The sequence below is a fragment of the Streptomyces sp. NPDC060184 genome, assembly GCF_042728795.1.
Lineage (GTDB): Bacteria > Actinomycetota > Actinomycetes > Streptomycetales > Streptomycetaceae > Streptomyces.
Genome location: NZ_JBHWYX010000056.1, coordinates 24,148 through 50,048, shown reverse-complemented (window position 1 = coordinate 50,048; position 25,901 = coordinate 24,148). Strand labels below are relative to the sequence as shown.

Genomic DNA, 25,901 nt, shown 5'->3' with positions numbered 1-25,901 from the left:
CCCCGCGTGTCGCGCCGTCCGCCCCGCGCGGGGCGGACGGCGCGACACGCGGGGTTCCGGCCGTCAGGTCGCCTTGCGGAACTTGGCGACGGCGAGCGGCGCCATCACGACGGTGATGATGCCGGCCCAGGCGAGGGTCACCCAGACCGAGTGGGCGATCGGGCCGCCCATCATCAGGCCGCGCGCCGCGTCGGCGAGGTTCGACAGCGGGTTGTACTCGGTGAACGTCTGCAGCCAGCCCGGCATCGTCTGGGTCGGCGCGAAGATGGAGGATCCGAACTGCAGGGGCATCAGCACCAGCATTCCCGTCGCCTGGACCGCCTGGGCCGTCTTCATGGCCAGCCCGAGCAGGATGAAGATCCACATGATGGCGGCGCCGAACACCGCCGAGAGCGCGACGGCTTCGAGCAGACCGAGGAACGAGGTCTGGATCTCCATGCCGAGCGCGAAACCCATCACCAGCAGGATGACGGTGGCGACCATCATCCGGCCCAGCTCCACCACGATCTTCGCGATCAGCACCGAGGACCGGGCGATCGGCATCGTGCGGAACCGGTCCATGACGCCCTTGCGGAAGTCGTCGTTGACCCCGGTGCCCACCGCGGAGGCGATGTTCATCCCCATCATGGCCATCAGGCCGGGGATCAGGTAGTTGAGGTATTCCTCCCGGCCACCGCCGAGGGAGCCGCCGACCGAGCCGCCGAACACGTACGTGAAGAGCAGCGTGAAGATCACCGGCATCAGGAGCGCGTCGAACATCGACTCCGGATCCTTCTTGATCTGGAGCAGGTTGCGCCGGGTCAGGGCCCCGATGTGGCGCAGGTTGGCGCGCAGCCCGATCCTGCCCTCGTCGGCCGGGGGCCGGACCGGCACCCGGTCGGTGGGGGACTTCGTCAGCGTGGTCGTGCTCATGCGGCGACCTCCTCGTCTGTCGGGGCGGTGGCGGAGGTGGACTTGCCGCCGGTGATGGCGAGGAAGACCTCGTCCAGGCTGGGCAGCGCGGTGGCGACGTGGGCGAGGGAGAAGCCCCGGGTGCCCAGCAGGCCGATGACGGCGGTCAGTTGCTCGTCGCTCAGGATCGGTACGTACAGCAGGCCCTCGTCCGGGACCGCCTGCGCGCCGGAGACCCCGTCGAGGCCGGTCTCGTGGAGGGCGCGGGCCATCGCCTGCAGGTCGGCCGGGTCGGACGGGCGGATCTGGAGGGTCCGGCCGCCGACCTTCGCCTTCAGCTCGTCGACGCCGCCGCGCGCGATGATGCGGCCCTTGTCGATCACCGTCAGCTCGCTGGCGAGCTGCTCGGCCTCTTCCATGTACTGGGTGGTGAGCAGCACGGTCGCCCCCTCGGCGACCATCCGCTGCACCTCGTCCCAGACCTCGTTGCGGGTACGGGGGTCGAGGCCCGTGGTCGGCTCGTCCAAGTAGAGGACGGCCGGGCGGCCGATCATGGAGGCGGCCAGGTCGAGCCTGCGCCGCATGCCGCCGGAGTAGTCCATCGCGGGGCGGCGGGCCGCCTCGGTGAGCGAGAACCGCTCCAGGAGCTCGTCGGCCCGGCTGCGGGCCTCCTTGCGGGACAGGTCGAGGAGCCGGCCGATCATGTAGAGGTTCTCCCAGCCGGAGAGCTTCTCGTCGACGGAGGCGTACTGCCCGGTCAGGCCGATGGTGCGGCGCAGCTGCCGGGGCTGCTTGACCACGTCGTACCCGGCGACCGTCGCGTGACCCGCGTCCGGCACGATCAGCGTGGAGAGGGCGCGCACGAGCGTCGTCTTGCCCGCGCCGTTCGGACCGAGCACACCGAGCACGGTGCCCTCGCGTACATCGAGGTCGACACCGTCGAGTGCCTTGGTGGTGCCGTAGTGCTTCACCAGCCCCCGTACTTCGATGGCGATTCCGCGCCCGGGGTTCATGTCGTTTCGCGTCATGTCCACCATGGGACCAGGCACGGCCGACAGCTCACCGATATATCGCCGACAACGAAGGTGTGGAACGGATTTCCGGGTGCCGATGTTCTGCCGGCGCGACCGACGGATCGCCGACAGGGAGTCGACAAGCCGTCACGGGCAGCCGTACGCCGGGCGTACGCCGGATCACGCGCAGGGCGTGCGCCGGGCGTGCGTCAGCCCGCCGATGGGGGAAGTCGGCGGGCTGACGGTGGTGCCGGAGGTGGCTGTGTGACCGGCGCGGCGGGTGGTGCCCGTACGGCCGGGGGTGGGACGGGGCGGCGTGGGGCGGGGCCCGCCGTGCCGTCCGCGGAGGCGGCACCGGGGGCGGGTCCCGCCCGTTGCCGTCAGTGGAAGATGTGCTCCGGCGCCGGGAACGTACCGCCGACGACCTCGCCCGCGAACTCCTTCGCCGCGTCACCCATGACCTGGCGCAGGTTCGCGTACTGCTTGGTGAAGCGCGGCACCTTGCCGCCCGTCAGGCCGACCATGTCGGTGTAGACGAGCACCTGGGCGTCGGTCTCCTTGCCCGCGCCGATCCCGACGGTCGGGATGTGCAGGGTGGCGGTGACCTCGGCGGCCAGCTCGGCGGGGACCAGCTCCAGGACGACCGCGAACGCCCCGGCGTCCTGTACGGCCTTGGCGTCCCGCAGCAGCTGCTGCGCGGCCTCCTCGCCGCGCCCCTGCACCCGGTAGCCCATGGCGTTGACCGACTGCGGGGTGAGGCCGATGTGGCCCATGACCGGGATGCCGGACTCGACCAGCAGCCGGATCTGCTCGTGGCTGCGTTCGCCGCCCTCCAGCTTCACGGCGCCGACCCCGGCCTCCTTGACCAGCCGGGTGGCGTTGCGCAGCGCCTGGACGGGGCCCTCCTGGTACGAGCCGAAGGGCAGGTCGCCGACGACGAGGGCACGCCTGGTGCCCCGTACGACGGCGGCCGACAGCATGGTGATCTCGTCCATCGTGACGGGCACGGTGGTGTCGTAACCGAGGTGGCAGTTCCCCATGGAGTCGCCGACGAGCAGGACCGGGATACCGGCCTCGTCGAAGACGGACGCGGTCATCGCGTCGTAGGCGGTCAGCATGGGCCACTTCTCCCCGCGCGCGGTGGCGGCGGCGATGTCGTGGACGGTGATGCGGCGGGTGCTCTTTCCTCCGTACAGCGCCTTGCTGCTGTCGGTGGGGGAGGTCCCGGCAGGGGGGTGGGCAGACTGATTCTGCGCAGCGTTGAGCGACATGGCCAACGGCTCCTTCGTCATCTCGAGGCGCCCTGACGGCGTCCCCGGATCCCTTCCATGGTGGCATCCCCCGGCGGTGCGCGGGAAGTGGGCCCGCGGGTCGCCTTCCGCCGGATCCTCGGGAGGCGGGGGACGGGCGTGCGGAGGAGGGACGGAGGGACGGGCGCGGAGGACGGAAGGGTAAAGACTTTACAATACGAGACGGTCTCGTATCGAAATGGCGCTAGGCTCTTCGCCATGTCCATACCGTCCGGCGCGCCTGCCGCCGTGTCCCGTGTCCCGGAGGCGGTCCACCGTCGCCGTTGGGCCATTCTCGCCGTGCTCATGTTCAGCCTGCTCATCGTGGTGCTGGACAACTCGATCCTGAACGTCGCGGTCAAGACGATCGCCAGTCCCGCCCCGGACGGGATCGGCGCCACCCAGAGCGAGCTGGAGTGGGCGATCAACTCCTACACGCTCGTCTTCGCGGGCCTGCTCTTCACCGCCGGCCTGCTCGGCGACCGGCTCGGCCGCAAGCGCGTGCTGCTCTGCGGCATCACCGTCTTCGTCGTCGGCTCCGCGCTCGCCGCCTTCTCCGACACGCCGGGCCAGCTCATCTCCTGGCGTGCGGTGATGGGTCTCGGCGCCGCCTTCGTGATGCCGGCCACCCTCGCCATCCTGATGAACGTCTTCGAACCCGCCGAACAGCCCAAGGCCATCGGCATCTGGGCCGGCGGCGTCGGCCTGGGCATCGCCATCGGCCCGATCACCGGCGGACTCCTGCTGGAGCACTTCTGGTGGGGCTCGATCTTCCTCGTCAACGTGCCCGTGGGCCTCGTCGCGCTCGTCGCGATGGTGATCCTCGTACCGGACTCGCGCGACCCCAAGCCCGGCCGGCTCGACCCGGTGGGCGTCGTCCTCTCCGTCGTGGGCCTCGTGCTGCTCGTCTACGGCATCATCCGGGGCGGCGAACTCGCCGACTTCACCGACGTCACCGTGATCGCCCCGGTCGTCGGCGGCGTGGCCGTCCTGATCGCCTTCGTCCTGTACGAGAAGCGCGTCCAGCACCCCGCGCTCGACGTCTCGCACTTCAAGAAGCCGGCGTTCTCCGCCGCCGTCGCCGCCATCGCGCTGGTCTTCTTCGCACTGATGGGCGTCACCTTCTTCTCCGCCTTCTACCTCCAGAGCGTGCGCGGCTACACCGCGCTCCAGTCCGGACTGCTGGTCCTGCCGCTCGCCGCCGCACAGATGATCTTCTCGCCGCGCGCCCGGATCGTCGTCCAGCGCTTCGGCGTCCGCGCGGTCTGCACCGTGGGCCTGATCCTGGTCGCCGCCGGGCTCGCCGCCTTCGCGGCGTTCGACGCCGACACGCCCGTCTGGGTGCTGTGCGTGGTCTTCTTCGTCCAGGGCACCGGAATGGCGCACATCATGCCGCCGGTCACCGTCGCCATCATGCAGACGCTGCCCCGCGAGAAGGCCGGTGCCGGTTCCGCCATCAACAACACCTTCCGCCAGGTCGGCGGGGCGCTCGGCATCGCCGTGCTCGGCTCGGTGCTCTCCACCGTCTACCGGGGTGACATCGAGGGCCACCTCTCGGCCGTACCGGCCGGAGCCCGGGACGTCGCCGGAGAGTCGATCGAGGCCACCCTCGGCGTCGCCGCGAAGCTCGGCCCGGCCGGCAAGCCGCTCGCGGTGGCCGCCTCCGACGCCTTCATCGGCGCCATGCACGTCGCCGCCCTCGGCTCCGCCGCCATCGCGCTGGTCGGCGCCGTGGTCGTCGCGCTGTTCCTGCCCGGCAAGTCCGCCGCCGGTCCCCGGCCGCAGACCCCCGAGCAGCCCGCACCGGTCCCGGCCGGACAGGGCAGCTAGCCCCGTCGGCCCGTCGGCCCGACGACGGGGCCGCCGCGCCGAATCCGCCGCCGCACCGGGTCTCGCCGTGCCGAGGCCCGGTGCGGCTGCGACCCGGCGGGAGGGCGGGGTTCCGGTCGGCGAGAATCGGGGGAGCGGTCGTACGGGCGAGGAGAGGCGGAATCGGGTGCGGCATCAGGAGCGCGAGCAGGGCTCGGAGCACGACCTGGGGCACGGTCGGGAACCAGGTCCGGAGCGGGACCCGTCCCCCGGTCCGCACGCCGGTCCGGGCCGGAGCCCGGAGGAGGACCCGGCGCACGAGCCGGAGCACACCCGGGCGCACGAGCACGACCGGGGGCCGGGCCGCCCCCGCAGCGCCGCCGCCGAGCGGGCCATCCTGGACGCCGTCATCGCCCTCCTGGAGGCCGGAGAACCCCTCGCCGGACTCTCCATCGAACGCATCGCCCGGACCGCCAAGGTCGGCAAGGCCACCATCTACCGCCGCTGGCACGGCAAGGAAGAGCTCTTCCTCGACGTGCTCCGCGCCATGGAACCGCCGGACCCCGTCGTCTCCGGCACCGCCGGACTCGCCGACCTGCGCCTGCTCATGGAGTCCCAGCGCACCCGGGGGCTGGCGCAGCGCTCGTCGGTCATGCTGCACAACGTGTTCGCGCAGATGAAGAGCCACCCCCGGCTCTGGGCCGAGTACCAGGACACCGTCATCGCGCCGCGTCGCGCCGCGATGGTCGACGCGGTCCGCCGCGCCGTCGAGGCGGGCGAGCTGCGGGACGACCTCGACGTCGAGCTGATGGACGACCTGCTCATCGGCGCGATGCTCGTACGGACACTGCACCGCCGCGACGCACCGCTCCCCGACGACCTCGTCGACCGGGTCATCGACGCCCTGATGCAGGGCCTGGCCCCGGTACCCCGCCCCGCCGGTCCGTCCGGACCGGGCGACGCACCCGGCCCCGCAGGATCGCCCGGACCCGGCGACGCACCCGGCCCCGTCGGTCCGGGCGGTCCCGCCGCCCCGTCCTCGCCCGGCGACGCGCCCGGCGCCCCCCGCAGAGGCTGAGCCGTACCGCCCGTCGCCACCGCCCCGGGCGCCGCCGGACGCGCGTACCGACGCGCCGGACCGGCCCGGCCGGAAATGAGGGGTCGGTCACAGCCCCGGACGGTCCGGCACAAAGCGGAACCCATGGCCCCGTTCCGGTCGTCCTCTTCTCCGTGCCGCCGACACCGGCGGCGGGAAAACGGTCGCCGATCCCCTAGGGTCGAGTCCGCGGCGACATGCAGGGCAACGCAGTGAGGAAGCGCGATGGTGCAGGCGTACGGAGCGGACACCGGCAACGACAACGCGGAGCCGCCGCGCGCCGGCTCCCGCTTCCGGGCCGGTCTGGCCCGCCTGAAGGCGGACCGGGGCATCTGGCGGCGCGGCATCCTGCTCGCGGTCTGCTCGGTCCTGGTGATGCTGGTGATGGTCTTCCACGCCGAGATCCCCAACCGGCTCGGCAACCTCGGCAGCCTCACCGAGACCTTCCTGCCGTGGATCGGGGTCCTCCTCCCCGTCCTGCTGGTCCTCGGCCTCGTGCGACGCTCCGCCACGGCGCTCATCGCCCTGCTGCTGCCCCTGGTGGTGTGGCTGAATCTCTTCGGTGGTCTGCTGCTCGACGACAAGTCGGGCCCCGGCGGCAACCTCACCGTCGCCACGCACAACGTGAACGCCGGCAACCCCGACCCGGCCGGAACCGCCGAACAGGTCGCCGGCTCCGGCGCGGACGTGGTGGCCCTCCAGGAGCTGCCGAGCGGCCAGGTCGCCGCGTACGAGAAGGCACTCGAAGCCCCCTACCCGTACCACTCGGTCCAGGGCACCGTCGGCCTCTGGAGCAAGTACCCGCTCAGCAACACACGCCCCGTGGACATCAAGATGGGGTGGGTCCGGGCCATGCGCTCCACCGTCACCGCCCCCGGTGGCAAGGTCGCCGTCTACGTCGCCCACCTGCCGTCCGTCCGCGTCAAGCTGCACGCCGGGTTCACCGCCAACCAGCGGGACAACAGCGCCGACGCCCTCGGCGAGGCCATCTCGGACGAGCCGCTGAGCCGGGTCGTCCTCCTCGGCGACCTCAACGGCACCATGAACGACCGCGCCCTGCGGGCCGTCACCTCGCAGATGCGGTCCACCCAGGGCGCCGCGGGCGACGGCTTCGGCTTCAGCTGGCCCGCCGCGTTCCCGATGGCCCGCATCGACCAGATCATGGTCCGGGGCGTGGAGCCGATGTCCTCGTGGACGCTTCCCGCGACCGACAGCGACCACCTGCCGATCGCCGCCCGCGTCCAGCTCTGACCGCGTCCAGCTCCGACCGCGTCCCACTCCGACCGGGGCCGCGCGAGCGGGTGCGGTGAAGGCCGACGGGTGAGGGGCGAGGGACCGTGGGACGGCCGACGTCCGGCCGACGCCGGGGGCGGACTCCGTCGAAACGACCCGTTCACCTCCGGGAACGGATTGTCTGCCACACTTTGTTCAGGTTGCTGACCTGAGCATGCCTGAGGACAGCCCCTGGCAGAGTCGCCGGAGCACCGCCGCCCGTCCTTTCGACCTCCGCCCGCCCCCTCGCCGCCCGGTCCGCGCGCACGCCCGCACGGCCGACCGCTGCGCCACGTCCCCGTACGGTCCGACCGTCCGCCCGGGGCGCAGGCGCGCGCCCTTCTGCTGAAAGGTTCTTTCCCATGCCTCTGGCCTTGCTCGCCCTGGCGGTGAGCGCCTTCGGCATAGGCACCACCGAGTTCGTGATGATGGGGCTGCTGCCCAACGTCGCGGACGACCTGGGTACCTCGGTACCCACCGCCGGTTACCTCGTCTCCGCCTATGCGATCGGCGTCGTGCTCGGCGCTCCGCTCCTCACCGCCCTCGGCTCCCGCATGCCGCGCAAGCGGATGCTCCTGCTGCTGATGTCGCTCTTCGTCCTCGGCAACGCCGCCTCCGCCTTCGCTCCCGGCTTCGGCTGGCTCGTCGCGGGCCGCCTGGTCGCGGGCCTGCCGCACGGCGCGTTCTTCGGCGTCGGCGCGGTCGTCGCCGCCCGTCTGGTCCCGGAGGGCCGTCAGGCGCGTGCCGTCGCACGCATGTTCCTCGGGCTGACCGTGGCCAACATCGTCGGCGTACCGGCGGCGACCCTGCTCGGCCAGCACCTCGGCTGGCGTGCGACGTTCGTCGTGGTGGCCGTGATCGGGCTGCTCTCCCTGGCCGCCCTGGCCCGGCTGATCCCGCAAATCCCGGTCGCCGAGCACCAGGACGTACGCCACGAACTGCGGGCGCTCGGCAACCGCCAGGTGATCCTCGGCCTGCTCACCGCCGTCTTCGGCTTCGGCGGTGTGTTCGCCGTGTACTCGTACCTCTCGTCCATGACCACCGAGGCGATGGGCTTCGGCGAGTCCTCGGTCACCCTCGTGCTGGCCCTGTTCGGCATCGGCATGACCCTCGGCGCGCTCGCCGCCGGACCGCTCACCGACCGCGCGCTGCGGCCGACGCTCTTCGGCTCCCTGGGCGCGCTCACCGTCGTGCTGCTGCTCTTCCCGCTCACCGTGCACGTGCAGTGGCTGGCCCTGGTGATGGTGGTCCTGCTCGGAGCGGTCGGCTTCATGACGACGACCCCGCTCCAGATGCTGGTGATGCGCAAGGCGAAGGACGCCCCCACCCTGGCCTCCGCCTCCAACCACTCGGCGTTCAACCTGGCCAATGCGGGCGGCGCCTGGCTCGGCGGCGCGGCCATCTCGGCGGGCTGGGGCTGGACCTCGCCCGCCCTGGTCGGCGCGGCCCTCGCCGTCGCCGGCCTCGGCATCGCGGTCACCGCGACCGTCCTGGACCGCGACCGAGGCCCGTCGCGCGTCGTCGCCGGGCGTACGGAGGAGACCGGCGCGGCGGCGGACGCGGACAGCCGCCGGGCCGTACGGAGCGCACCGGGGGAGTGAGGCGGCGCCCCGCGCCCGCGGGGTCCCGCACGGGAGGGGCCGGACCACGTCGTTCACGTGCTCCGGCCCGCTCCCGTTCCACACAATGTCCTTCCTCGGGACGTCCCTCTACGGAAGGTCCTTCGCGGACATCTCGCGCCACTGGTTCGTGACCGGCAGCCGCCGGTCCTTGCCGAACCCCTTGGGCGAGATCTTCGTGCCCGGCGGGTACTGCCGCCGCTTGTACTCGGCGGTGTCGACCAGCCGCAGCGTCCGGACCACCAGCTTCTCGTCGAAGCCCGCCGCGACGATCGCGTCCCGGCCCTGGTCCCGGTCGACGTACAGCTCCAGAATCCGGTCCAGCACCTCGTAGTCCGGCAGCGAGTCGGTGTCCACCTGCCCCGGCCGCAGTTCGGCGCTGGGCGGTTTGGTGATCGACGCCTCCGGGATCGGCGGGATCTGCCCGCGCTCCTCGGCGGCCCGGTTGCGCCACCTCGCCAGCCGGAAGACCGACGTCTTGTAGACGTCCTTGATCGGCCCGTACGCACCGACCGAGTCGCCGTACAGCGTCGAGTAGCCCACCGCCAGCTCCGACTTGTTGCCCGGCGCGAGCACGATCCGGCCCTCCTGGTTGGAGAGCGCCATCAGCGTGGTGCCGCGCAGCCGCGCCTGCAGGTTCTCCTCGGCGAGCCCGGTGAGCTCCAGCGCCCCCATGAACGCGTCGAACATCGGCTCGATCGGCACGGTGCGGTAGTTCAGCCCGGTACGTCGGGCCAGCTCGGCCGCGTCGTCCCGGGAGTGGTCCGAGGAGTACTTCGACGGCATCGAGACGCCGTACACGTGTCCCGCCCCCAGCGCGTCGCAGGCGAGCGCCGCGACGAGCGCCGAGTCGATGCCCCCGGAGAGCCCCACCAGCACACTGCTGAAACCGTTCTTCGCGACGTACGCGCGCAAGCCCACGACCAGCGCGGAGTACAGCTCCTCGTCGTCGTCGAGCCGCTCGGCGTACCCGCCCGCCAGTTCGGGGACGTACGCCGGGAGCGGCTCACCGGAAAGGACGACGTGGTCGACACGGAGCCCGTCGCCCACCTCCCCGGACGGCGGCTCGGCCGCCGCGGCCGGCAGTTCGAGGTCGAGGATCACGCTGCCCTCCGCGAACTGCGGTGCGCGGGCGATCACTTCGCCCTCCGCGTCCACCACGAGGGAGTCGCCGTCGAAGACCAGCTCGTCCTGGCCGCCGATCATCGCCAGGTACGCGGTGGTGCACCCGGCCTCCCGGGCCCGCCTGCGGACCAGTTCGAGGCGGGTGTCGTCCTTGTCCCGCTCGTAGGGGGAGGCGTTGACCGACAGCAGCAGCCCGGCCCCCGCGGCGCGGGCCGCCGGGACGCGCCCGCCGTCCTGCCAGAGGTCCTCGCAGATGGCGAGCGCCACATCGACGCCGTGCACCCGCACGATCGGCATCGAGTCGCCCGGCACGAAGTACCGGAACTCGTCGAACACCCCGTAATTGGGCAGATGGTGCTTGGCGAAGTTCAGCGCGATCCGCCCCCGGTGCAGCACCGCCGCCGCGTTGCGCGGCGAACCGGCGGGCTGTCCGTACCGGGGAGCGGGGTGCTCGGAGCGGTCGAGATGGCCGACGAGCACCGGCAGTTCGCCGAACCCCTCCGCGTCGAGCCGGGCGGCGAGCGCGCGCAGCGCCGACCGCGAGGCCTCGACGAAGGACGACCGCAGGGCCAGGTCCTCCACGGGATAGCCGGTCAGCACCATCTCGGGGAACGCCACGAAATGGGCACCCTGCTCGGCGGCGTGCCGGGTCCAGCGGACGATCGCCTCGGCGTTGCCGGTGAGATCGCCGACGGTCGAGTCGATCTGGTTGAGTGCGAGGCGTAGTTGAGGCACGCCCGCAGTGTAATCGTCTTACTGACGCGATGTCCTGGGGGTGGCGCGATGTCCTAAGGGGTGGGCCCTGTCCCGGGGGCGGGCCCTGTCCCGGGGGCGGGGATTCCGGCCCTGCTGAGCGGAGTTGGCCCGCCGCGCTCCGTGGGTCCGGCCCGTCGCGCTCTCGGGGGCCGGCCGGCCCGGGGTCGGTCAGCCGCGTGCGTAGACCTGGCCCGCCCAGTCGGCGATCTGGTCCTCGCTGAGGTGCTGCGCCAGGTCCGCCTCGCTGATCATGCCGACCAGCTTCTTGTCCTCGACCACCGGGAGCCGCCGGATGCGGTGCGACTGCATCTCCTCCAGCACCGCGTCCACCCCGGCGCCGGAGTCGATCCAGCGCGGCGTCCCGTGGCAGAGGTCGCCCGCCGTCACCTCCGCCGGATCGTGACCGCTCGCCACGCAGGCGACCACGATGTCCCGGTCGGTGATGATCCCGACCATCCGGTCCTTGGCGCCCTCGGCGGAGACGGGCAGCGAGCCCACCCCGTGGTCGCGCATCATCTGGGCGGCGCGGTCGAGCGTCTCGTGCGCCGGAATCCAGGTGGCGCCGGGATGCATGATGTCCTTCGCCGTGGTCATGGGGTTCCTCCTGCGTACCGATCCGTGCCTGAGCACACCCCCGTACGGCCCCGAGTCCATCCTCCATCGTCCTCGGCGGCACGACCCGCCGCCGAGCGATATCACCCATTCGAGTGAGTGCGGAACGTGCGAAGCCCCTCACTCGTCCGTGGGTGCGGAACCGTACGGGCGGGTGAGGGGCGGTGAGGGGCGGGTGCGGCGGGCGCTCAGTCGCGGGGCCGCGCCCCCCGTTCGGCGAGCAGCTGCGCCATCAGGTCCAGCTCGGCCTGCTGGGCGTCCACCATGCCGTGCGCGAGCCGCCGCTCGGCCGGTACCGCGCACCGCTCCGCACAGCTGCGGGCCATGGCGATACCGCCCTTGTGGTGGTCGGTCATCAGCTGGAGGAACAGCACCTCGGCGGCCCGTCCCCGCGCGGCGCCGAGCCGCTTCAGCTCGGCGCGGGTGGCCATGCCGGCCATCCGCGGACCGGTCCCGGGGCGGGCCGCGCCCTGCCCCATGCCGTCCATGCCGTCCATGGTGTCCACGGCGGCCATGCCCTCCGGGTGGTCCGTCCCGGCCATGTCGTGGTCCGTGCCCGCCGTCCGGTCCGTCCCGTCCGACGAGGACGCGGCGTCCTGGGCGCCCATCCACGCCATGGTCCGTCCGGGCGGGGCGATCTTCGGCAGTCCCCACAGGTCGAGCCAGCCGAGCAGCATCCCGCGCTGGTTGGACTGGGTGTGGGCGATGTCGTACGCGAGGCGGCGCACGTCCTCGTCGCGCGTACCGTCCCGCACCACGAACGACATCTCCACCGCCTGCTGGTGGTGGACGGCCATGTCCTGCGCGAACCCGGCGTCCGCCGAGTCCACCGCCGGGAGGCCCTGCCCCGGGTCGGACCCCTGCCCGTACCCCTGCGCGTACCCCGGTGTCCGCGCCTCGCCCTGCTCGCGCGCACCCTCGGAGCGGGCGGTCACGAGCGCCGCCGTACCGCCTCCGACCAGCACCGCGAGCGTCAGAACTCCGGCCGCCACCCAGCGCGGGCGCGTCGTGCGCGCCGTACCGCCGGTCATCGGGGAGCCGCCAGACCGCCCGTGCACGGCGCGCCGGGCTCCGGGGTCTGCGGGCCCTGGACGTACGCCGCGAGGAACTGGTCCACCCGCGCGTCGTCCGGGCCGTCCACGGTGAGCTGCTTCCCCCAGGCGCTGAGCATGAGGGCGCCGGACTGTCCCGGATAGGGGCTGAGCAGCGTGAACGGGGTCTCCCCGACCCGGTCGGCGAGCTTGCGCACGGCGTCGGTGGACGCGCTGCCGTTGTACGTGATCCACACCGCGCCGTGCTCCAGGGAGTGGACGGCGTTCACGTCCGCGAGCGGTGTTTTGTATACGTCGCCGTCGCAGTTCATCCAGGTCGGGTTGTGGTCACCGCCCACCGGAGGCGTCATCGGATAGTGCACCTCGTGGGTCACGTGGTTGCGGGTGAGCGTGGTGGCGTCCCAGGACTTCACGCCCCGGATCGCCGGTACCGCCGACGCGCCGGCCGCCCGCGAGGGCTCCGCACCGCCCGGCTTGGCGTCCTCGGCCGGCCCGGTCTTCCCGGCCGCACCGGCCGTCAGACCGGCCCGCGAGGCCGGTCCTTCCAGCACCCCGGAGCCGCCGAACCCCACCAGACCTGCGACGACGGCCACGCCCGCCGCTATGGCCAGGACCCTGCCGCCCACCGTGCGGCGCCGCTGGGGGAGCGGGGCCGGGGGCGTCGGAACCTGGGGAGGCGGCGGGGAAAGGCTCATGGTGTCGAGTCCTTCTGCGAGGAGCCGGGAGGGAGCGAACGAGTCGCATGGACCCCTGTGCGAGAGCCGGTTGCGCGTACGCCCGTGCCCCAGCACATGGGGGCCGCCGATCGTAGTGGGTGGCCGCGTGCTCTCTCTCACACCGTGTGCGTAATCTGGGTGAAATCCCGGGTCGTGATACTGGAGTGACTCCCCTATCCCGGGCGGTGGTGCGCGGACCGTCTGAACTGCAAGGATGTGGCTATGGACAAGCAGCAGGAATTCGTCCTCAGGACGCTTGAGGAACGTGACATCCGGTTCGTACGACTGTGGTTCACCGATGTCCTCGGGTTCCTCAAGTCCGTCGCCGTCGCTCCGGCCGAGCTGGAACAGGCCTTCGACGAGGGCATCGGCTTCGACGGCTCGGCGATCGAGGGCTTTGCCCGGGTGTACGAATCGGACATGATCGCCAAGCCGGACCCGGGAACCTTCCAGATCCTGCCCTGGCGCGCGGAGGCCCCCGGCACCGCCCGCATGTTCTGCGACATCCTGATGCCGGACGGATCGCCGTCCTTCGCGGACCCCCGTTTCGTCCTCAAGCGCATCCTCGCCAAGACGTCCGACCTCGGGTTCACCTTCTACACCCACCCCGAGATCGAGTTCTTCCTGCTGAAGGACAAGCCGGTCGACGGCACCCGGCCCACCCCGGCCGACAGCTCCGGCTACTTCGACCACACCCCGCAGAACGTCGGCATGGACTTCCGCCGCCAGGCGATCACCATGCTCGAATCGATGGGCATCTCCGTCGAGTTCAGCCACCACGAGGGCGCCCCCGGCCAGCAGGAGATCGACCTGCGGTACGCCGACGCGCTCTCCACCGCCGACAACATCATGACGTTCCGCCTCGTCATGAAGCAGGTCGCGCTGGAGCAGGGCGTGCAGGCCACCTTCATGCCGAAGCCGTTCTCGGAGTACCCGGGTTCGGGCATGCACACCCACCTCTCCCTCTTCGAGGGCGACCGCAACGCCTTCTACGAGTCCGGTGCCGAGTACCAGCTCTCCAAGGTCGGCCGCTCCTTCATCGCGGGCCTGCTCCGCCACGCCGCCGAGATCTCCGCCGTCACCAACCAGTGGGTCAACTCCTACAAGCGCATCTGGGGCGGCTCCGCCCGCAGCGCCGGAGCCGGCGGCGAAGCCCCCTCGTACATCTGCTGGGGCCACAACAACCGCTCCGCGCTCATCCGCGTCCCCATGTACAAGCCCGGCAAGAACGGCTCCGCGCGCGTCGAGGTCCGCTCCATCGACTCCGGTGCCAACCCCTACCTCACCTACGCGGTCCTCCTCGCGGCGGGCCTCAAGGGCATCGAGGAGGGCTACGAACTCCCGGCCGGCGCCGACGACGACGTCTGGGCCCTCTCCGACTCCGAGCGCCGCGCGATGGGCATCGAGCCCCTCCCGCAGAACCTCGGCGAGGCCATCTCCCTGATGGAGAAGAGCGAACTCGTCGCGGAGACGCTCGGCGAGCACGTCTTCGACTTCTTCCTCCGCAACAAGAAGCGCGAGTGGGAGGAGTACCGCAGCGAGGTCACCGCGTTCGAGCGGAAGGCGCTGCTGCCGGTGCTGTAAAGGGCTGGTCAGCGCTGGTACGGCGCTTGCGCGTGGCTTCGGGCCGACGGTCTCCCGCCGTCGGCCCGAAGTCGTTCCAGTGCCGTGACCGACAACGTTCACCGGTTGCCGTGGCGGTCGCCGCGAGCCGGACCGGATGCGCGCCTGCTCCACTACGGGGATGAAGCACGCTGAGCGGTGAGTACCGGCTGGTAGTACCCGCTGGAGGCCGGGGTGTGCCAGGTCAGGCTGGTGAAGCCGGCATCGGTGACGAACTCCGTCAGCTGTCGGCGGGTCAGTGCCCAGTAGGTGGTGCGGCGGACTCGAACATTCCAGGTGTTCTGCGCCTGGGTGAGTTGGAAGTGCTCAAGGTCGTAGCGCTCGCCGTCCTCGTGCCAGTGCCAGAGCTGGAAGTTGATCACCGGGCCGTCGGGGGTCTCGGAGACCTGGGGTGGTGTCGCCGTGGGTTTGGCCAGGCGGGCGTCGTCGTAGTCCCGGAGGGTGATCACCAGCAGTCCGTCGTCCCGGAGCACGCGGCGCATGCCGATGAGCGCCGCCCGGAGGTCCCGCGCGGACAGCAGGTGCGGGAGCGAATTGTCGGCGCACAGGACGACGTCGAAGGCCGACGACGTGAAGGGCAGTTGACGCATGTCCGCGGCGGTTGCCGGAAGGCTGACGCCACGGGCTGCCGCTTCGGCTGCGGCTCGTGCGGCTGCGAGAGGGCTCAGGTCGCTGCCGATGACTTCGTGCCGGCCCAGGGCCAGTCCGATCGCTTGGGTCCCGATCCCGCACGAGCAGTCCAGGATGCTGTGCGGTCCCGGCCCCAGACGCGCGTGCAGGAGCTCGTCCAGCACCTGAGCTTGATGCGCCATGCTCGCATCCCAGTCCCGGAAGATCAGGTGGTAGTCGCGGGCCAGCTCGTCGTAGAAGTCCCTGGTCGAGGATTCGGACATGTGCGCCACCATAGGGCGTGACTGCCAGGCGGGCGCGCGATTTTGGTCTGCGGTGGCCAGACTCCGGCCTCCCCAGCGGATGCCCTTCTCGCTGCGGACGCGTGCGCGCTCAAGTGAGGTGCAAGCAGCGACGCTCCGGGCCGCCCGTGGGCCACCGCGCCAGGACGGCAGAAGTGGGTGGGTTTCTGCCCATCACGGTCCCAACCGGCAAGCTAGGATGCGCTGTTGAATGTCCTGGCTCTGCACGGTTCAGCCCTCTCCGCGCTCCACCGGTCAGCGGGCGACTGGTGGGACCGCATGGTGTACGGAGGGTCGATGAAGACATGGCTGGCCAGGTACGCGACCAAGGCGCTGCTCCTCCTCTTCTCCAGCTTCCTCGGTGCCGTCGTGTTCGCCACGTCGGTGAAGGCCGGCGAAGAGAACTTCAAAGACAGAGAACTCATGCTGCAACTCGGCAGTGTCGCGGCCTTCGTCGTCGTCCTCGTGACCGCCGCCGACGCGGCGCTCAACGAGCGGGAGAAGGCGAAGGCCCGCCAGCAGGTGGCCCGCGCCGCGCGCACGCTGGGTGTCACCTACAACAGCACGCTCCAGCCGCTGTCGACAGCGCTCGGTGAGCTGGCGCAGCAGTACGCCGCTGCCTTCGGCGGCGCCGCCGCGCCCCCCGCGCTGGCCACCGCTCAGACCGCGCAGTGGACGACGGTGAGGACCTCGGTACTCACCGGTGCGGCCGTGCTCACGGCCGATCCCGATCCCAGCTCGGGGCTCCCCAGGGCGCGCTGCTCCTACTACCGGCTGGAGACGCCCAGAACCAGACACGAGTTCACGCTCGACGACTGGGCCGGTGCGTCCCCCGGCCCTCGGACGACCATCGACGGGGCTGCGGGATCTCATCTGCTGCACGACATCCTGGAGAGCAGAACCCCCTTCCACGTGGGGGCGGCCACCGGATACGTGAGCCGCATCGATCCGTTCAGTCCGACCTACAAGTCCGTCATCGCCGTGGCCGTCGCCGCGGGCAGCGAGGAATACGGCGTCCTCATAGTCGACGCCCCCCTGGAAACCGATCTGACCGCCGAGCACGTCGTGCTGATGCAGTCGGTGGCCGGGCTGCTCGCCGCGACCTTCGCCCTCACGAAGTGAAGGGACCCGACCCATGGCAGGCAGCCCCCCGGCTTCGACACCCCCGGACCCGGTGCCCCCGGACCGGGGTTCTCCGGACCGGGGAAACCAGGTTCCTCCGGACCAGGTTCCTCCGGACCAAGCCTCCCCGGACCCGCTCTCCGAGGAGCAGGTCCCGCCGGAACCGATATCCCGGTGGCGGCGCCTGCTTTCCGCGGCAGCCGCAGTCCTCTACGTCGTCGCGGAACTGCTCGCTCAAGTCCGGCTGCCCCGGCTGCCCCGGCGGGAGCGCCGACGATCCGAGCCCTCGCCCGAACGCCACCCCCGGGAAACCTCCGCGGCCATGGAAACCGCTCGTCGGTACGAGCACCTGGGCCGCCAGGACTTCGAGGCGCGCGTGGCGGCGGAGAGCGGAACGCGCGGATGGGAGAACCTCTGCATCCTCGTGGTCGTCCTGGGGGTCGCAAGCTCCGCCGTCCTGGTCCATCGCGCCGGATACACGTCGCAAAGCGTCTATGTGTACGCGCTTTCGGGCGTGTGCGCCTGCTGGTTGCCCCTTCGCTGGTATCTGCACCGGCGTCGGACCCGCACGTCCCGGTGAGGAGCGGCCGGACGCGAGAGGCCCGGACCGCGCCGCGTGGTCGAGGGGCGTGGAGCAAGCGGAGGACGGCTTCTCGGAGGCGCGGTCGTACGGCAGCGAAATAAACTTCACAAGATCCTCATAAAATCATCTAGATCTCCTCTAGTCTGGCCTCCGCAGTGGCGTCGCGTCGGGTTCCGACGCGCATCCGGCGCGGCACACGCCGATGGCCCGGTCGCGCCACCTGCCGAGAACGAGAACCCAGGGGGGTGGCATGTCTCTTCGGTATGCGCCGAGATCGTCAGGATCGAACGGTGCCCGGGGCATGAGGAACAACATGAGGAAGGGCCGCCGGACCTACGGCGGCCTGGTGGCCGGGCTGGTGGCCCTCGCCGTCGGTCTCGCGGGGTGCTCGGACGGGGACCAGGACACCGGTGCGACGTCGGTGAGCACGCGGCCCACGGCTTCGGCCACGGCGTCCCCGAGCACGTCCGCTTCGGAGTCACCGACGGCCACGGCTTCGCCGTCCGCGACTCCCTCCGAGAAGCCGGTCGTCGAGGCGGCGGTGGGCAGTTACGGCGGATGGAACCTCGCCAAGGCCGTGGCGGACGCCCGCGCCCACCACGTCGCCTCGGTGACGTACTCCGACGCGAGCGAACTGCACCGCTCCGTGGTGCACACCTCCAACTGGAAGGTGTGCGCGCAGAGTCCGTCCCCGGGCACGTACAGCACGTCCACGAAGGTCGCCTTCACGATCGTGGGCGTGAGCGAGTCCTGCTCGAACCCGCCGACCGCCTCGTCGTCCAGTGGATCGTCCAGTGGTTCGTCCGGCAGTACGGCGACCGGTGGCGGGTCCTCCTCGTCCGGCGGCAGCGGCAGCTCCGGCGGCGGTACGTCGAAGAGCGGTGGGAGCAGCGGCAGTTCGGGCGGCAGTACGGCGACCGGCGGCAGCGCGACCACGACGCAGGTGTGCAGCATCCGCTCCAACGCGGGCAACTGCTACCGCGCCGGTCAGTTCTGCCGGAACGCCGACGTGGGTGCGACCACCACGGACGAGGCCGGGCGGGCGATCACGTGCGGCTTCTCGTCCGGCAGGAACCGCTGGCACTACTGATCCGTCCGTGAACGGGCAGGAGTGACTGTTGGAGCGTCCGTGCGCCTCCCCTCCATCCGGAACGCCGGGTCGAGTGGGAGCCGTTCCGCGTGGGGCTCGACATCGAGGGCCGTCCCTTCGGAGCGAAGACGGCGTACGTCTGTGGGATGCCAGGCCCCCGCCAGGGCAACCCCGCACCCGCCCGAGGAGTCCTACTCCCGACACCCGCCCCTCTCCGTTCTCCGCCGGAAGGCCCCCGATGAGACTCCCCACCCCCGTGCGCACGGTCAACGAGCTGCTGGCGTTCTTCGTGGAGGTCGTCGCGCTCGTCGCGTTCGCCCGCTGGGGGTGGCACGCCTCCGGGAACGCGGTGCTGCGGATCGTTCTCGCCGTGGGGCTTCCGGTGGTGGCGGCGGTCGTCTGGGGGATGTTCGCCTCGCCCAAGGCGCGGTACACCCTGCCGGTCGCGGGGGTCGTAGCGGTCAAGGTGCTCGTCTTCGTGTGCGCGGTGGCCGCCCTGTACGACCGGGGCGGCACCGTGTCGGCCCTGTCGTACGCCGCCGTGGTGGCGGCCAACACCACGCTGCTGACCATGGACCGGCGCGCCCGCGCGCGTGCCGGACAGGCCGCCTGACCGGGCCGCGGTCCGGCCCTCACTCGAAGCTGCGCCCCATCTCCTCCAGGATCTCCGCGATCAGCTCGGACGGCTCGCGGTCCGGGGCCTCTTCGATCCAGGTGCGCATCGCGATCCGCAGGGACGAGAGGAAGCCCGCCGCCAGGATCAGGGGGCGTACCGGGCGGGCCGTGGGGCCGGGGCGGTCGGCGACGGCTTCGGCGAGGTCGCGTTCGAGTGCCGCGTGGTTGGCCAACTGGCGTGCCAGCAGGGAGGGATGGCGCAGGGCGAGTCGGGTGTGGACGGCCCATTCGCGGTTCAGGGGCGGTCGCCGGTCCGTGAACTGGAGCATCGCGGCGCGCAGGGCGGTCCAGGCGGGCTCGGTGGCGGGGCGGTCGTGCACCAGGCGGACCAGCGCTCTGATCTGCCGTTCCTCCCCGTAGAGGAGGGCGTCCTCCTTGTTGGTGAAGTAGTTGGAGAAGGTTCTGCGCGAGATGCCGGCCGCGTCCGCGACCGCTTCCACCGTGACGTGGTCGAAGCCGTGCTCGACGGTCAGCCTCAGTGTGGCCTCGTGCACCGCCTGACGGGTGGCTTCCTTCTTGCGCTCCCGCAGTCCCACAGAGTTCTCCATCGGGCCATTGTCCCTTGGCCGTTGATTATTGCGCACGCGGCAAGATTGCCCATGGTGCATGTATGGTGAAGTGTTCCTGTCATCTTGTTCCTGTCGTTCCGCGCGCCAGGCCGGGGTGTTGGGTGCCTCGCTCCGCCCCGCGGGAAATGCCCCTCGGCCTGAGTCATGAACTCCGGGGCCTGACCCGTGAGTTCACGGGAAGCGCCCGTCCGGGGCGCCCCCGACCGGGGTGCGCCCGTCGACGTTCGTCCATCTCCCTACGAAAATCCGGAGGTTGCGCGTGAGCGCAGAAACGGCCACGCCGACCGAAGCCGTGCCGATGACGCACCGCGAGGTGCTGCGGGCGCTGAGCGGTCTGCTTCTCGTGCTCTTCGTCGCCCTGACCAGCAGCACCGTCGTCTCCGTGGCGCTCCCGCAGATCATCGGGGCGCTCAACGGCACGCAGTCCCAGTACACCTGGGTGGTCACCGCCACCCTGCTGGCGTCCACCGCCTCCACCCCGATCTGGGGCAAGCTCGCCGACCTCTTCAGCAAGAAGCTGCTGCTGCAGACGGCCATCTGCCTCTTCGTCGTCTCCTCCGTCGCCTGCGGATTCGCCCAGTCCACCGGCCAGCTGATCGCCTTCCGGGTCATCCAGGGCCTCGGCATGGGCGCGGTGCAGGTGCTCGTCCAGGTGATCATCGGGGCGATGATCAGCCCCAAGGAGCGCGGCCGGTACAACGGTTACCTCGGCGGCGTCATGGCCGTCGCCACCGTCGGCGGCCCGCTGCTGGGCGGGTTCATCACCGACACCTCGTGGCTCGGCTGGCGTTGGTGCTTCTTCATCACCGTGCCGTTCACCGTGGTCGCCTTCGTGATGCTGGCCCGCACCCTGCACCTGGTGGAGAAGCGCCGCCCGGACGCCAAGGTCGACTACCTCGGCGCCTCCCTGATAGCCGCCGGCGTCAGCCTCCTGCTGCTCTGGGTCACCTTCGTCGGCGACGACTTCGACTGGATCTCCTGGCAGTCCGCCGCGATGGTCGCCGGCAGCCTGCTGATCCTCGGTGCGGCCGTCTTCGTGGAGGCGCGGGTCAAGGAGCCCGTCGTACCGCTCCACGTCGTCCGCCGCCGGGACCCCGCGCTCGCCATCGTCGCGAGCCTCTCCGTCGGCATGGCCATGTTCGGCGGCGCCGTCTTCCTCGGCCAGTACTTCCAGACCGGCCGCGGCTACTCGCCGATCCAGTCCGGCCTGCTCACCATCCCGCTGATGTTCGGCGTGCTGCTCTCCTCCACGATCGCGGGCCGGCTCGTCTCCCGTACGGGCAAGGTCAAGCCGTTCATCCTCACCGGTGTCATCGTCCTCACCCTCGGCTTCCTCGCCCTGTCGACCATCGACCACACCACGAACCTGGTCTTCGTGGGGGCGGGCATGTTCGCGGTCGGCGCCGGTGTCGGCATGTCGATGCAGAACCTCGTGCTGGTCCTCCAGAACACCGTGCCGCTCAGGGAACTCGGCGCGGCCAGCGGGGCGATCACCTTCTTCCGGTCGCTCGGCGGCACCATGGGCGTCTCCGTGCTCGGCGCGGTGCTCGCCGCCCAGGTCACCACGAAGATCACCGAGGGGCTGAAGAAGCTCGGCATCGACCCGGCCGCCTCCTCCTCCGGCGGGTCCACGCTCAACCTGAAGGCGATGCCGCCGCAGATCCAGGAGGTGGTCCGCGCCGCCTACGGGGACGCGACCGGCCACATCTTCCTCATCGCCGCGTGCATCGCCGTCGTCGGTGTGCTGGCGGCGTCCTTCCTGACCCCGACGAAGCTCCGCGACAGCGTGGACCTCTGACGGACAGCCCGGATCCCTCAAGACCCGTGCCCGCACCCCGATCTGATCCGGTCCGGTGCGGGCACGGGCGCGTCCGGCCCCCGTGGGACTGCGGTAGTGTGACCGGCACCCCCGCACAGGGGAACCGCCCCGACACAGGGGCACCGTCCCCGCACGGGGACCAGGACCGAGGAGGTGAGCTCCCATTACCGCTGCGTCAGGCTGGGTGCTCACCCCGTACGGTCGCGACGTCCACCGGACGTGAGCGAACGCGGAGCGCCCATCGGCTTCCGAAAGGCTCCGTCATGTCGGTTCTTCCTCCTCCGCTCTCCCGCTCCACGATCGTCACCGCGCTCCGTACCGCCGGCTGTGTCTTCGCCGAGGACGAAGCGGAACTGATCCTCTCCACCGCCGGCTCACCGGCCGAGACCGCCGCCATGGTCCGGCGCCGCGCCGAGGGGCTGCCCCTCGAACACGTCCTGGGCTGGGCCGGGTTCCACGGGCTGCGGGTCGCCGTCGACCCGGGGGTCTTCGTGCCCCGCCGCCGCAGCGAGTTCCTCGTCGACCAGGCCGCCGCCACCGTCGGCGGCACCACCGGTCACGGCGCCGGGAGCCGCACCGCGCGCACCCCCGTCGTCGTCGACCTCTGCTGCGGCTCCGGCGCCCTCGGCGCCGCGCTCGCCCGGGTCCTCGGGCGGGTGGAGCTGCACGCCTGCGACGTGGAACCGGCTGCCGTACGGTGCGCCCGGCGCAACCTCGACGGCGTCGGCCAGGTCCACGAGGGAGACCTCTTCACCGCGCTGCCCGCCGGGTTGCGGGGCCGGATCGACGTACTCCTCGCCAACGTCCCGTACGTACCGACCGGCGACGTGGCCCTGCTGCCGTCCGAGGCCCGCGACCACGAACCGCTGGTCGCCCTCGACGGCGGCGACGACGGGCTGGACGTGATGCGCCGCGTGGTCGCCGCCGCCCCGGGGTGGCTCGCGCCCGGCGGCAGCCTCCTCATGGAGACGAGCGAACGCCAGGCGGAGAGCGCGCTCGCCACCGTCCGGGGCGGCGGTCTCGACGCCCGTACGGCGACCTCCGACGAGCTCTGGGCCACCGTCGTCATCGGCACCCGGCCCCGGCGACCGTGACCGTGACGGCTCCCGGCCCCCCGCCCCCGGGACGAACCCACCGGCACGGGGCTACGCTCGAACCCCCACCACACGCGGGGTTCGCGGGGCAGGAGAGCACGGTATGACGACGGTGCCGGTACCGAATCCGGGGCGCAGGAGCAGCACCTTCACCAGGCTGCTGCGCCACGGCTTCACGGACCCCTCGGGCGCGGAACGGCTGCTGCAGCTGCCCGCGCTCACGGCCGTACGGTCGGACCCGGTCCTCGTGGAGGCGCTCGGTGCCTCCGCCGACCCGGACCTGGCGCTGCGGGGCCTCGTACGGATCGTCGAGGCGCAGCCGGAGGACGAGCAGCGGCTGCTGCTCGACACCGTGGTGACCGCGAAGCCGCTGCGGGACCGGCTGCTCGGTGTCCTCGGCGCCTCCGAGGCCCTCGGCGACCATCTCGCCCGCCACCCGGACGACTGGAAGGAGCTGGTCACCTACGAGGCGGCCGACCTGCACCCCGGGGTGCCCGAGTTCGAGCGCTGCCTCAAAGAGGCCACGGACCCCGACTCGCTGCGCGTCGGCTATCGCCGGTGCCTGCTGGCCATAGCGGCCAGGGACGTCTGCGGCACCACCGACCTCGCCCAGACCGCCGCCGAGCTGGCCGACCTCGCGACGGCCACCCTGCGGGCGGCGCTCGCCATCGCCCGTACCGCGAACCCGCAGGACGCGGCGGTCTGCCGCCTCGCCGTCGTCGCGATGGGCAAGTGCGGCGGCCACGAGCTGAACTACGTCTCCGACGTCGACGTCATCTTCGTCGGCGAACCCGTCGGCGCGGACGCCACCGCGGAGAGCGAGACGGCGGCCATGCGGGCGGCCGGCCGGCTCGCCTCCCACATGATGCGGATCTGCTCCGACACCACCGTCGAGGGCACCATCTGGCCCGTCGACGCCAACCTCCGCCCCGAAGGCCGCAACGGCCCCCTGGTGCGCACCCTCTCCTCCCACCTCGCCTACTACCAGCGATGGGCGAAGACCTGGGAGTTCCAGGCGCTGCTCAAGGCCCGCCCGGTGGCCGGCGATCCGGAGCTCGGGGCCGCGTACGTGGACGCCGTCGCCCCCCTGGTGTGGCACGCCGCCGACCGGGAGAACTTCGTCCCGGACGTGCAGAAGATGCGCCGCCGGGTCGTCGACAACATCCCCGCCGACCGCGTCGACCGGGAGCTGAAGCTCGGCCCCGGCGGACTGCGCGACGTCGAGTTCGCCGTGCAGCTGCTCCAGTTGGTGCACGGCCGCAGCGACGCCTCCCTGCACAGCGGCACCACCCTGGAGGCGCTGCGGGCGCTCGCCGAGGGCGGTTACGTGGGCCGCGCGGACGCCGCCCAGCTCGACGACGCCTACCGCTTCCTGCGTCTCATGGAGCACCGCATCCAGCTCTACCGGCTGCGCCGCACCCACCTCGTCCCCGAGGCCGAGGCCGATCTGCGGCGGCTCGGCCGCTCGCTGGGGCTGCGCACCGACCCGGTGACCGAGCTGAACCGGGCGTGGAAACGGCACGCCTCGGTCGTCCGCAAGCTGCACGAGAAGCTTTTCTACCGGCCGCTGCTGGACGCCGTCGCCCAGCTCGCGCCCGGCGAGAGCCGGCTCTCCGCCAAGGCGGCGGGGACCCGCCTGGAAGCCCTCGGGTACGCCGACCCGGCCGCCGCGCTCCGGCACCTGGAGGCCCTGTCGTCCGGGGTCTCCCGCAAGGCGGCGATCCAGCGGACGCTGCTGCCGGTGCTGCTCGGCTGGTTCGCCGACTCCGCCGACCCGGACGCCGGGCTCCTCGGCTTCCGCCAGGTCTCCGACGCGCTGGGCCGCACCCCCTGGTACCTGCGGCTGCTCCGCGACGAGGGCGCGGCGGCCGAGAACCTCGCCCGGGTGCTCTCCGCCGGGCGGCTCGCCCCGGACCTGCTGATGCGGGCGCCGGAGGCCGTCGCCATCCTCGGCGACCCGGGGGGCCTCGCCCCGCGCAGCCGTGAGCACCTGGACCAGGAGGTGCTGGCCGCCGTCGGCCGGGCGCCCGACGCGGAGTCGGCGGTCGCCGTCGTACGCGGCGTGCGCCGGCGCGAGCTCTTCCGTACGACGGCAGCGGACCTCATCGGCAGTTACGGCACCGAGGAGAACCCGGCCGAGCCCGACCACGGAGCCCTCGCCGACCGGATCGGCTCCGCCGTCACCGACCTCAACGCCGCCACCCTGGCCGGCGCCCTGCGCGCCGCCGTCCGCGCCCAGTGGGGCGACACCCTGCCGACCCGGTTCGCCGTCATCGGCATGGGCCGCTTCGGCGGGCACGAGCTCGGTTACGGCTCCGACGCCGACGTGCTCTTCGTGCACGCCCCCCGCGAGGGGGTGAGCGACGAGGAGGCCACCCGCGCCGCCAACACGGTGATCGCCGAGATGCGCAGGCTCCTCCAGCTGCCCACCGCCGACCCGCCGCTGCTGATCGACGCCGACCTGCGGCCCGAGGGCAAGAGCGGCCCGATGGTCCGCTCCCTGAAGTCGTACGAGGCGTACTACCGCCGCTGGTCGCTCGTCTGGGAGAGCCAGGCCCTGCTGCGCGCCGAACCGGTGGCGGGCGACGAGGATCTCGGACGCGCCTTCATCGACGTGATCGACCCGCTCCGCTACCCGGCGGAGGGGCTCGGTGACGACGCGGTGCGCGAGATCCGCCGGCTCAAGGCCCGCATGGAGTCCGAACGCCTGCCGCGCGGCGCCGACCCGACCCTCCACACCAAGCTGGGCCGGGGCGGCCTCAGCGACGTGGAGTGGACCGTGCAGCTGATGCAGATGCAGCACGGCTGGGCGGAGCCCGGCCTCCGTACGACCAGGACCCGCGAGGCGCTGGCCGCGGCCGGCGCGGCCGGGCTGATCCCGGCCGACGAGGTGAGCATCCTCGACGAGGCGTGGGTGCTGGCCACCCGGGTCCGCAACGCCGTGATGCTGGTCCGCGGGCGCCCCGGGGACACCTTCCCGTCCAGCCCCCGCGAGCTCGCCGCGGTCGGCCGCTACCTCGGCTACGAACCGGGGACCGCGGGAACCATGCTCGACGACTACCGGCGCATCACCCGCCGGGCGCGCGCGGTGGTGGACGAGCGGTTCTACGGAGCGTGAGCGCGGGCGTCGCCACACCCGGGGAGCGCGGGCGTCCGCACGTCCCG

At 71.8% G+C, this 25,901-nt stretch carries 21 protein-coding genes; 12 read left to right on the top strand and 9 right to left on the bottom strand.

Annotation, left to right across the window (positions count from 1 at the left end):
- Positions 1 to 63: 63 nt before the first annotated feature.
- The 3 genes from ACFWEE_RS28705 to panB all read right to left on the bottom strand — a co-directional run bounded on the left by ACFWEE_RS28705 (position 64) and on the right by panB (position 3,175).
- Positions 64 to 912: an ABC transporter permease gene (locus ACFWEE_RS28705; RefSeq protein ID WP_386893430.1), complete on the bottom strand. Its 849-nt coding sequence runs from the start codon at positions 910 to 912 to the stop codon at positions 64 to 66.
- Positions 909 to 1,928: an ATP-binding cassette domain-containing protein gene (locus ACFWEE_RS28700; protein WP_386893429.1), complete on the bottom strand. Its 1,020-nt coding sequence runs from the start codon at positions 1,926 to 1,928 to the stop codon at positions 909 to 911. Before ACFWEE_RS28700 ends, ACFWEE_RS28705 begins: the two co-directional genes overlap by 4 nt.
- Before the next feature lie 356 nt (positions 1,929 to 2,284).
- Positions 2,285 to 3,175 carry a 3-methyl-2-oxobutanoate hydroxymethyltransferase gene (gene panB, locus ACFWEE_RS28695; RefSeq protein ID WP_386893427.1) on the bottom strand — a complete coding sequence of 297 codons (891 nt, stop codon included), beginning with the start codon at positions 3,173 to 3,175 and terminating at the stop codon, positions 2,285 to 2,287.
- Positions 3,176 to 3,412: 237 nt separating this feature from the next.
- Between panB and ACFWEE_RS28690 the strand changes: the two genes are divergently transcribed.
- The 4 genes from ACFWEE_RS28690 to ACFWEE_RS28675 all read left to right on the top strand — a co-directional run bounded on the left by ACFWEE_RS28690 (position 3,413) and on the right by ACFWEE_RS28675 (position 8,971).
- Entirely contained in the window at positions 3,413 to 5,023 is a 1,611-nt protein-coding gene (locus ACFWEE_RS28690; RefSeq protein WP_386893425.1) for an MFS transporter, read from the top strand.
- A 166-nt stretch (positions 5,024 to 5,189) separates the two neighbouring features.
- Entirely contained in the window at positions 5,190 to 6,080 is an 891-nt protein-coding gene (locus ACFWEE_RS28685; RefSeq protein ID WP_386893423.1) for a TetR/AcrR family transcriptional regulator C-terminal ligand-binding domain-containing protein, read from the top strand.
- 243 nt (positions 6,081 to 6,323) lie between these two features.
- Entirely contained in the window at positions 6,324 to 7,349 is a 1,026-nt protein-coding gene (locus tag ACFWEE_RS28680; RefSeq protein WP_386893422.1) for an endonuclease/exonuclease/phosphatase family protein, read from the top strand.
- Between the two features lie 383 nt (positions 7,350 to 7,732).
- A complete protein-coding gene (locus ACFWEE_RS28675; RefSeq protein WP_386893420.1) occupies positions 7,733 to 8,971 on the top strand; it encodes an MFS transporter in 1,239 nt (412 codons plus the stop codon).
- 108 nt (positions 8,972 to 9,079) lie between these two features.
- Here ACFWEE_RS28675 and ACFWEE_RS28670 read toward each other — a convergent pair whose 3' ends face one another.
- The 4 genes from ACFWEE_RS28670 to ACFWEE_RS28655 all read right to left on the bottom strand — a co-directional run bounded on the left by ACFWEE_RS28670 (position 9,080) and on the right by ACFWEE_RS28655 (position 13,229).
- Positions 9,080 to 10,849, bottom strand: coding sequence for an NAD+ synthase (locus tag ACFWEE_RS28670; RefSeq protein ID WP_386893418.1), 1,770 nt, complete (start codon positions 10,847 to 10,849; stop codon positions 9,080 to 9,082).
- Between the two features lie 189 nt (positions 10,850 to 11,038).
- Entirely contained in the window at positions 11,039 to 11,464 is a 426-nt protein-coding gene (locus ACFWEE_RS28665) for a CBS domain-containing protein (protein ID WP_386893417.1), read from the bottom strand.
- A gap of 206 nt (positions 11,465 to 11,670) precedes the next feature.
- Complete coding sequence (locus tag ACFWEE_RS28660) at positions 11,671 to 12,513, bottom strand: DUF305 domain-containing protein (protein WP_386893416.1); 843 nt, start codon at positions 12,511 to 12,513, stop codon at positions 11,671 to 11,673.
- Positions 12,510 to 13,229 carry a DUF3105 domain-containing protein gene (locus tag ACFWEE_RS28655; RefSeq protein ID WP_386893414.1) on the bottom strand — a complete coding sequence of 240 codons (720 nt, stop codon included), beginning with the start codon at positions 13,227 to 13,229 and terminating at the stop codon, positions 12,510 to 12,512. The genes ACFWEE_RS28660 and ACFWEE_RS28655 overlap by 4 nt, the downstream gene beginning before the upstream one ends.
- Positions 13,230 to 13,472: 243 nt before the next feature.
- On the opposite strand from ACFWEE_RS28655, the gene glnA reads away from it, so the two are divergent.
- Positions 13,473 to 14,834 carry a type I glutamate--ammonia ligase gene (gene glnA, locus ACFWEE_RS28650; RefSeq protein WP_266703648.1) on the top strand — a complete coding sequence of 454 codons (1,362 nt, stop codon included), beginning with the start codon at positions 13,473 to 13,475 and terminating at the stop codon, positions 14,832 to 14,834.
- Between the two features lie 152 nt (positions 14,835 to 14,986).
- On the opposite strand, the gene ACFWEE_RS28645 is transcribed toward glnA, so the two are convergent.
- Positions 14,987 to 15,766: a class I SAM-dependent methyltransferase gene (locus tag ACFWEE_RS28645; protein WP_386893412.1), complete on the bottom strand. Its 780-nt coding sequence runs from the start codon at positions 15,764 to 15,766 to the stop codon at positions 14,987 to 14,989.
- A gap of 315 nt (positions 15,767 to 16,081) precedes the next feature.
- Between ACFWEE_RS28645 and ACFWEE_RS28640 the strand changes: the two genes are divergently transcribed.
- The 4 genes from ACFWEE_RS28640 to ACFWEE_RS28625 all read left to right on the top strand — a co-directional run bounded on the left by ACFWEE_RS28640 (position 16,082) and on the right by ACFWEE_RS28625 (position 19,192).
- Positions 16,082 to 16,906, top strand: coding sequence for a GAF domain-containing protein (locus ACFWEE_RS28640; RefSeq protein ID WP_386893410.1), 825 nt, complete (start codon positions 16,082 to 16,084; stop codon positions 16,904 to 16,906).
- Positions 16,907 to 17,228: 322 nt separating this feature from the next.
- The gene (locus ACFWEE_RS28635) at positions 17,229 to 17,486 is read left to right on the top strand and encodes a hypothetical protein (protein WP_386893408.1); all 258 of its coding nucleotides are present in this window, start codon (positions 17,229 to 17,231) and stop codon (positions 17,484 to 17,486) included.
- A 304-nt stretch (positions 17,487 to 17,790) separates the two neighbouring features.
- A complete protein-coding gene (locus ACFWEE_RS28630; RefSeq protein WP_386893407.1) occupies positions 17,791 to 18,579 on the top strand; it encodes a hypothetical protein in 789 nt (262 codons plus the stop codon).
- Positions 18,580 to 18,817: 238 nt separating this feature from the next.
- Positions 18,818 to 19,192 carry a YrdB family protein gene (locus ACFWEE_RS28625; RefSeq protein WP_386893406.1) on the top strand — a complete coding sequence of 125 codons (375 nt, stop codon included), beginning with the start codon at positions 18,818 to 18,820 and terminating at the stop codon, positions 19,190 to 19,192.
- A 19-nt stretch (positions 19,193 to 19,211) separates the two neighbouring features.
- Here ACFWEE_RS28625 and ACFWEE_RS28620 read toward each other — a convergent pair whose 3' ends face one another.
- Entirely contained in the window at positions 19,212 to 19,802 is a 591-nt protein-coding gene (locus tag ACFWEE_RS28620) for a TetR family transcriptional regulator (protein WP_386893405.1), read from the bottom strand.
- A 319-nt stretch (positions 19,803 to 20,121) separates the two neighbouring features.
- Here ACFWEE_RS28620 and ACFWEE_RS28615 point away from each other — a divergent pair, with 319 nt between their 5' ends.
- The 3 genes from ACFWEE_RS28615 to ACFWEE_RS28605 all read left to right on the top strand — a co-directional run bounded on the left by ACFWEE_RS28615 (position 20,122) and on the right by ACFWEE_RS28605 (position 25,854).
- Positions 20,122 to 21,621, top strand: coding sequence for an MDR family MFS transporter (locus tag ACFWEE_RS28615; RefSeq protein WP_386893436.1), 1,500 nt, complete (start codon positions 20,122 to 20,124; stop codon positions 21,619 to 21,621).
- Between the two features lie 284 nt (positions 21,622 to 21,905).
- Positions 21,906 to 22,736 (top strand): putative protein N(5)-glutamine methyltransferase, encoded by an 831-nt coding sequence (locus tag ACFWEE_RS28610; protein ID WP_386893403.1) that lies wholly within the window; start codon positions 21,906 to 21,908, stop codon positions 22,734 to 22,736.
- 103 nt (positions 22,737 to 22,839) lie between these two features.
- Positions 22,840 to 25,854, top strand: a complete 3,015-nt coding sequence (locus tag ACFWEE_RS28605) for a bifunctional [glutamine synthetase] adenylyltransferase/[glutamine synthetase]-adenylyl-L-tyrosine phosphorylase (protein WP_386893402.1) — start codon at positions 22,840 to 22,842, stop codon at positions 25,852 to 25,854.
- Positions 25,855 to 25,901 lie beyond the last annotated feature (47 nt).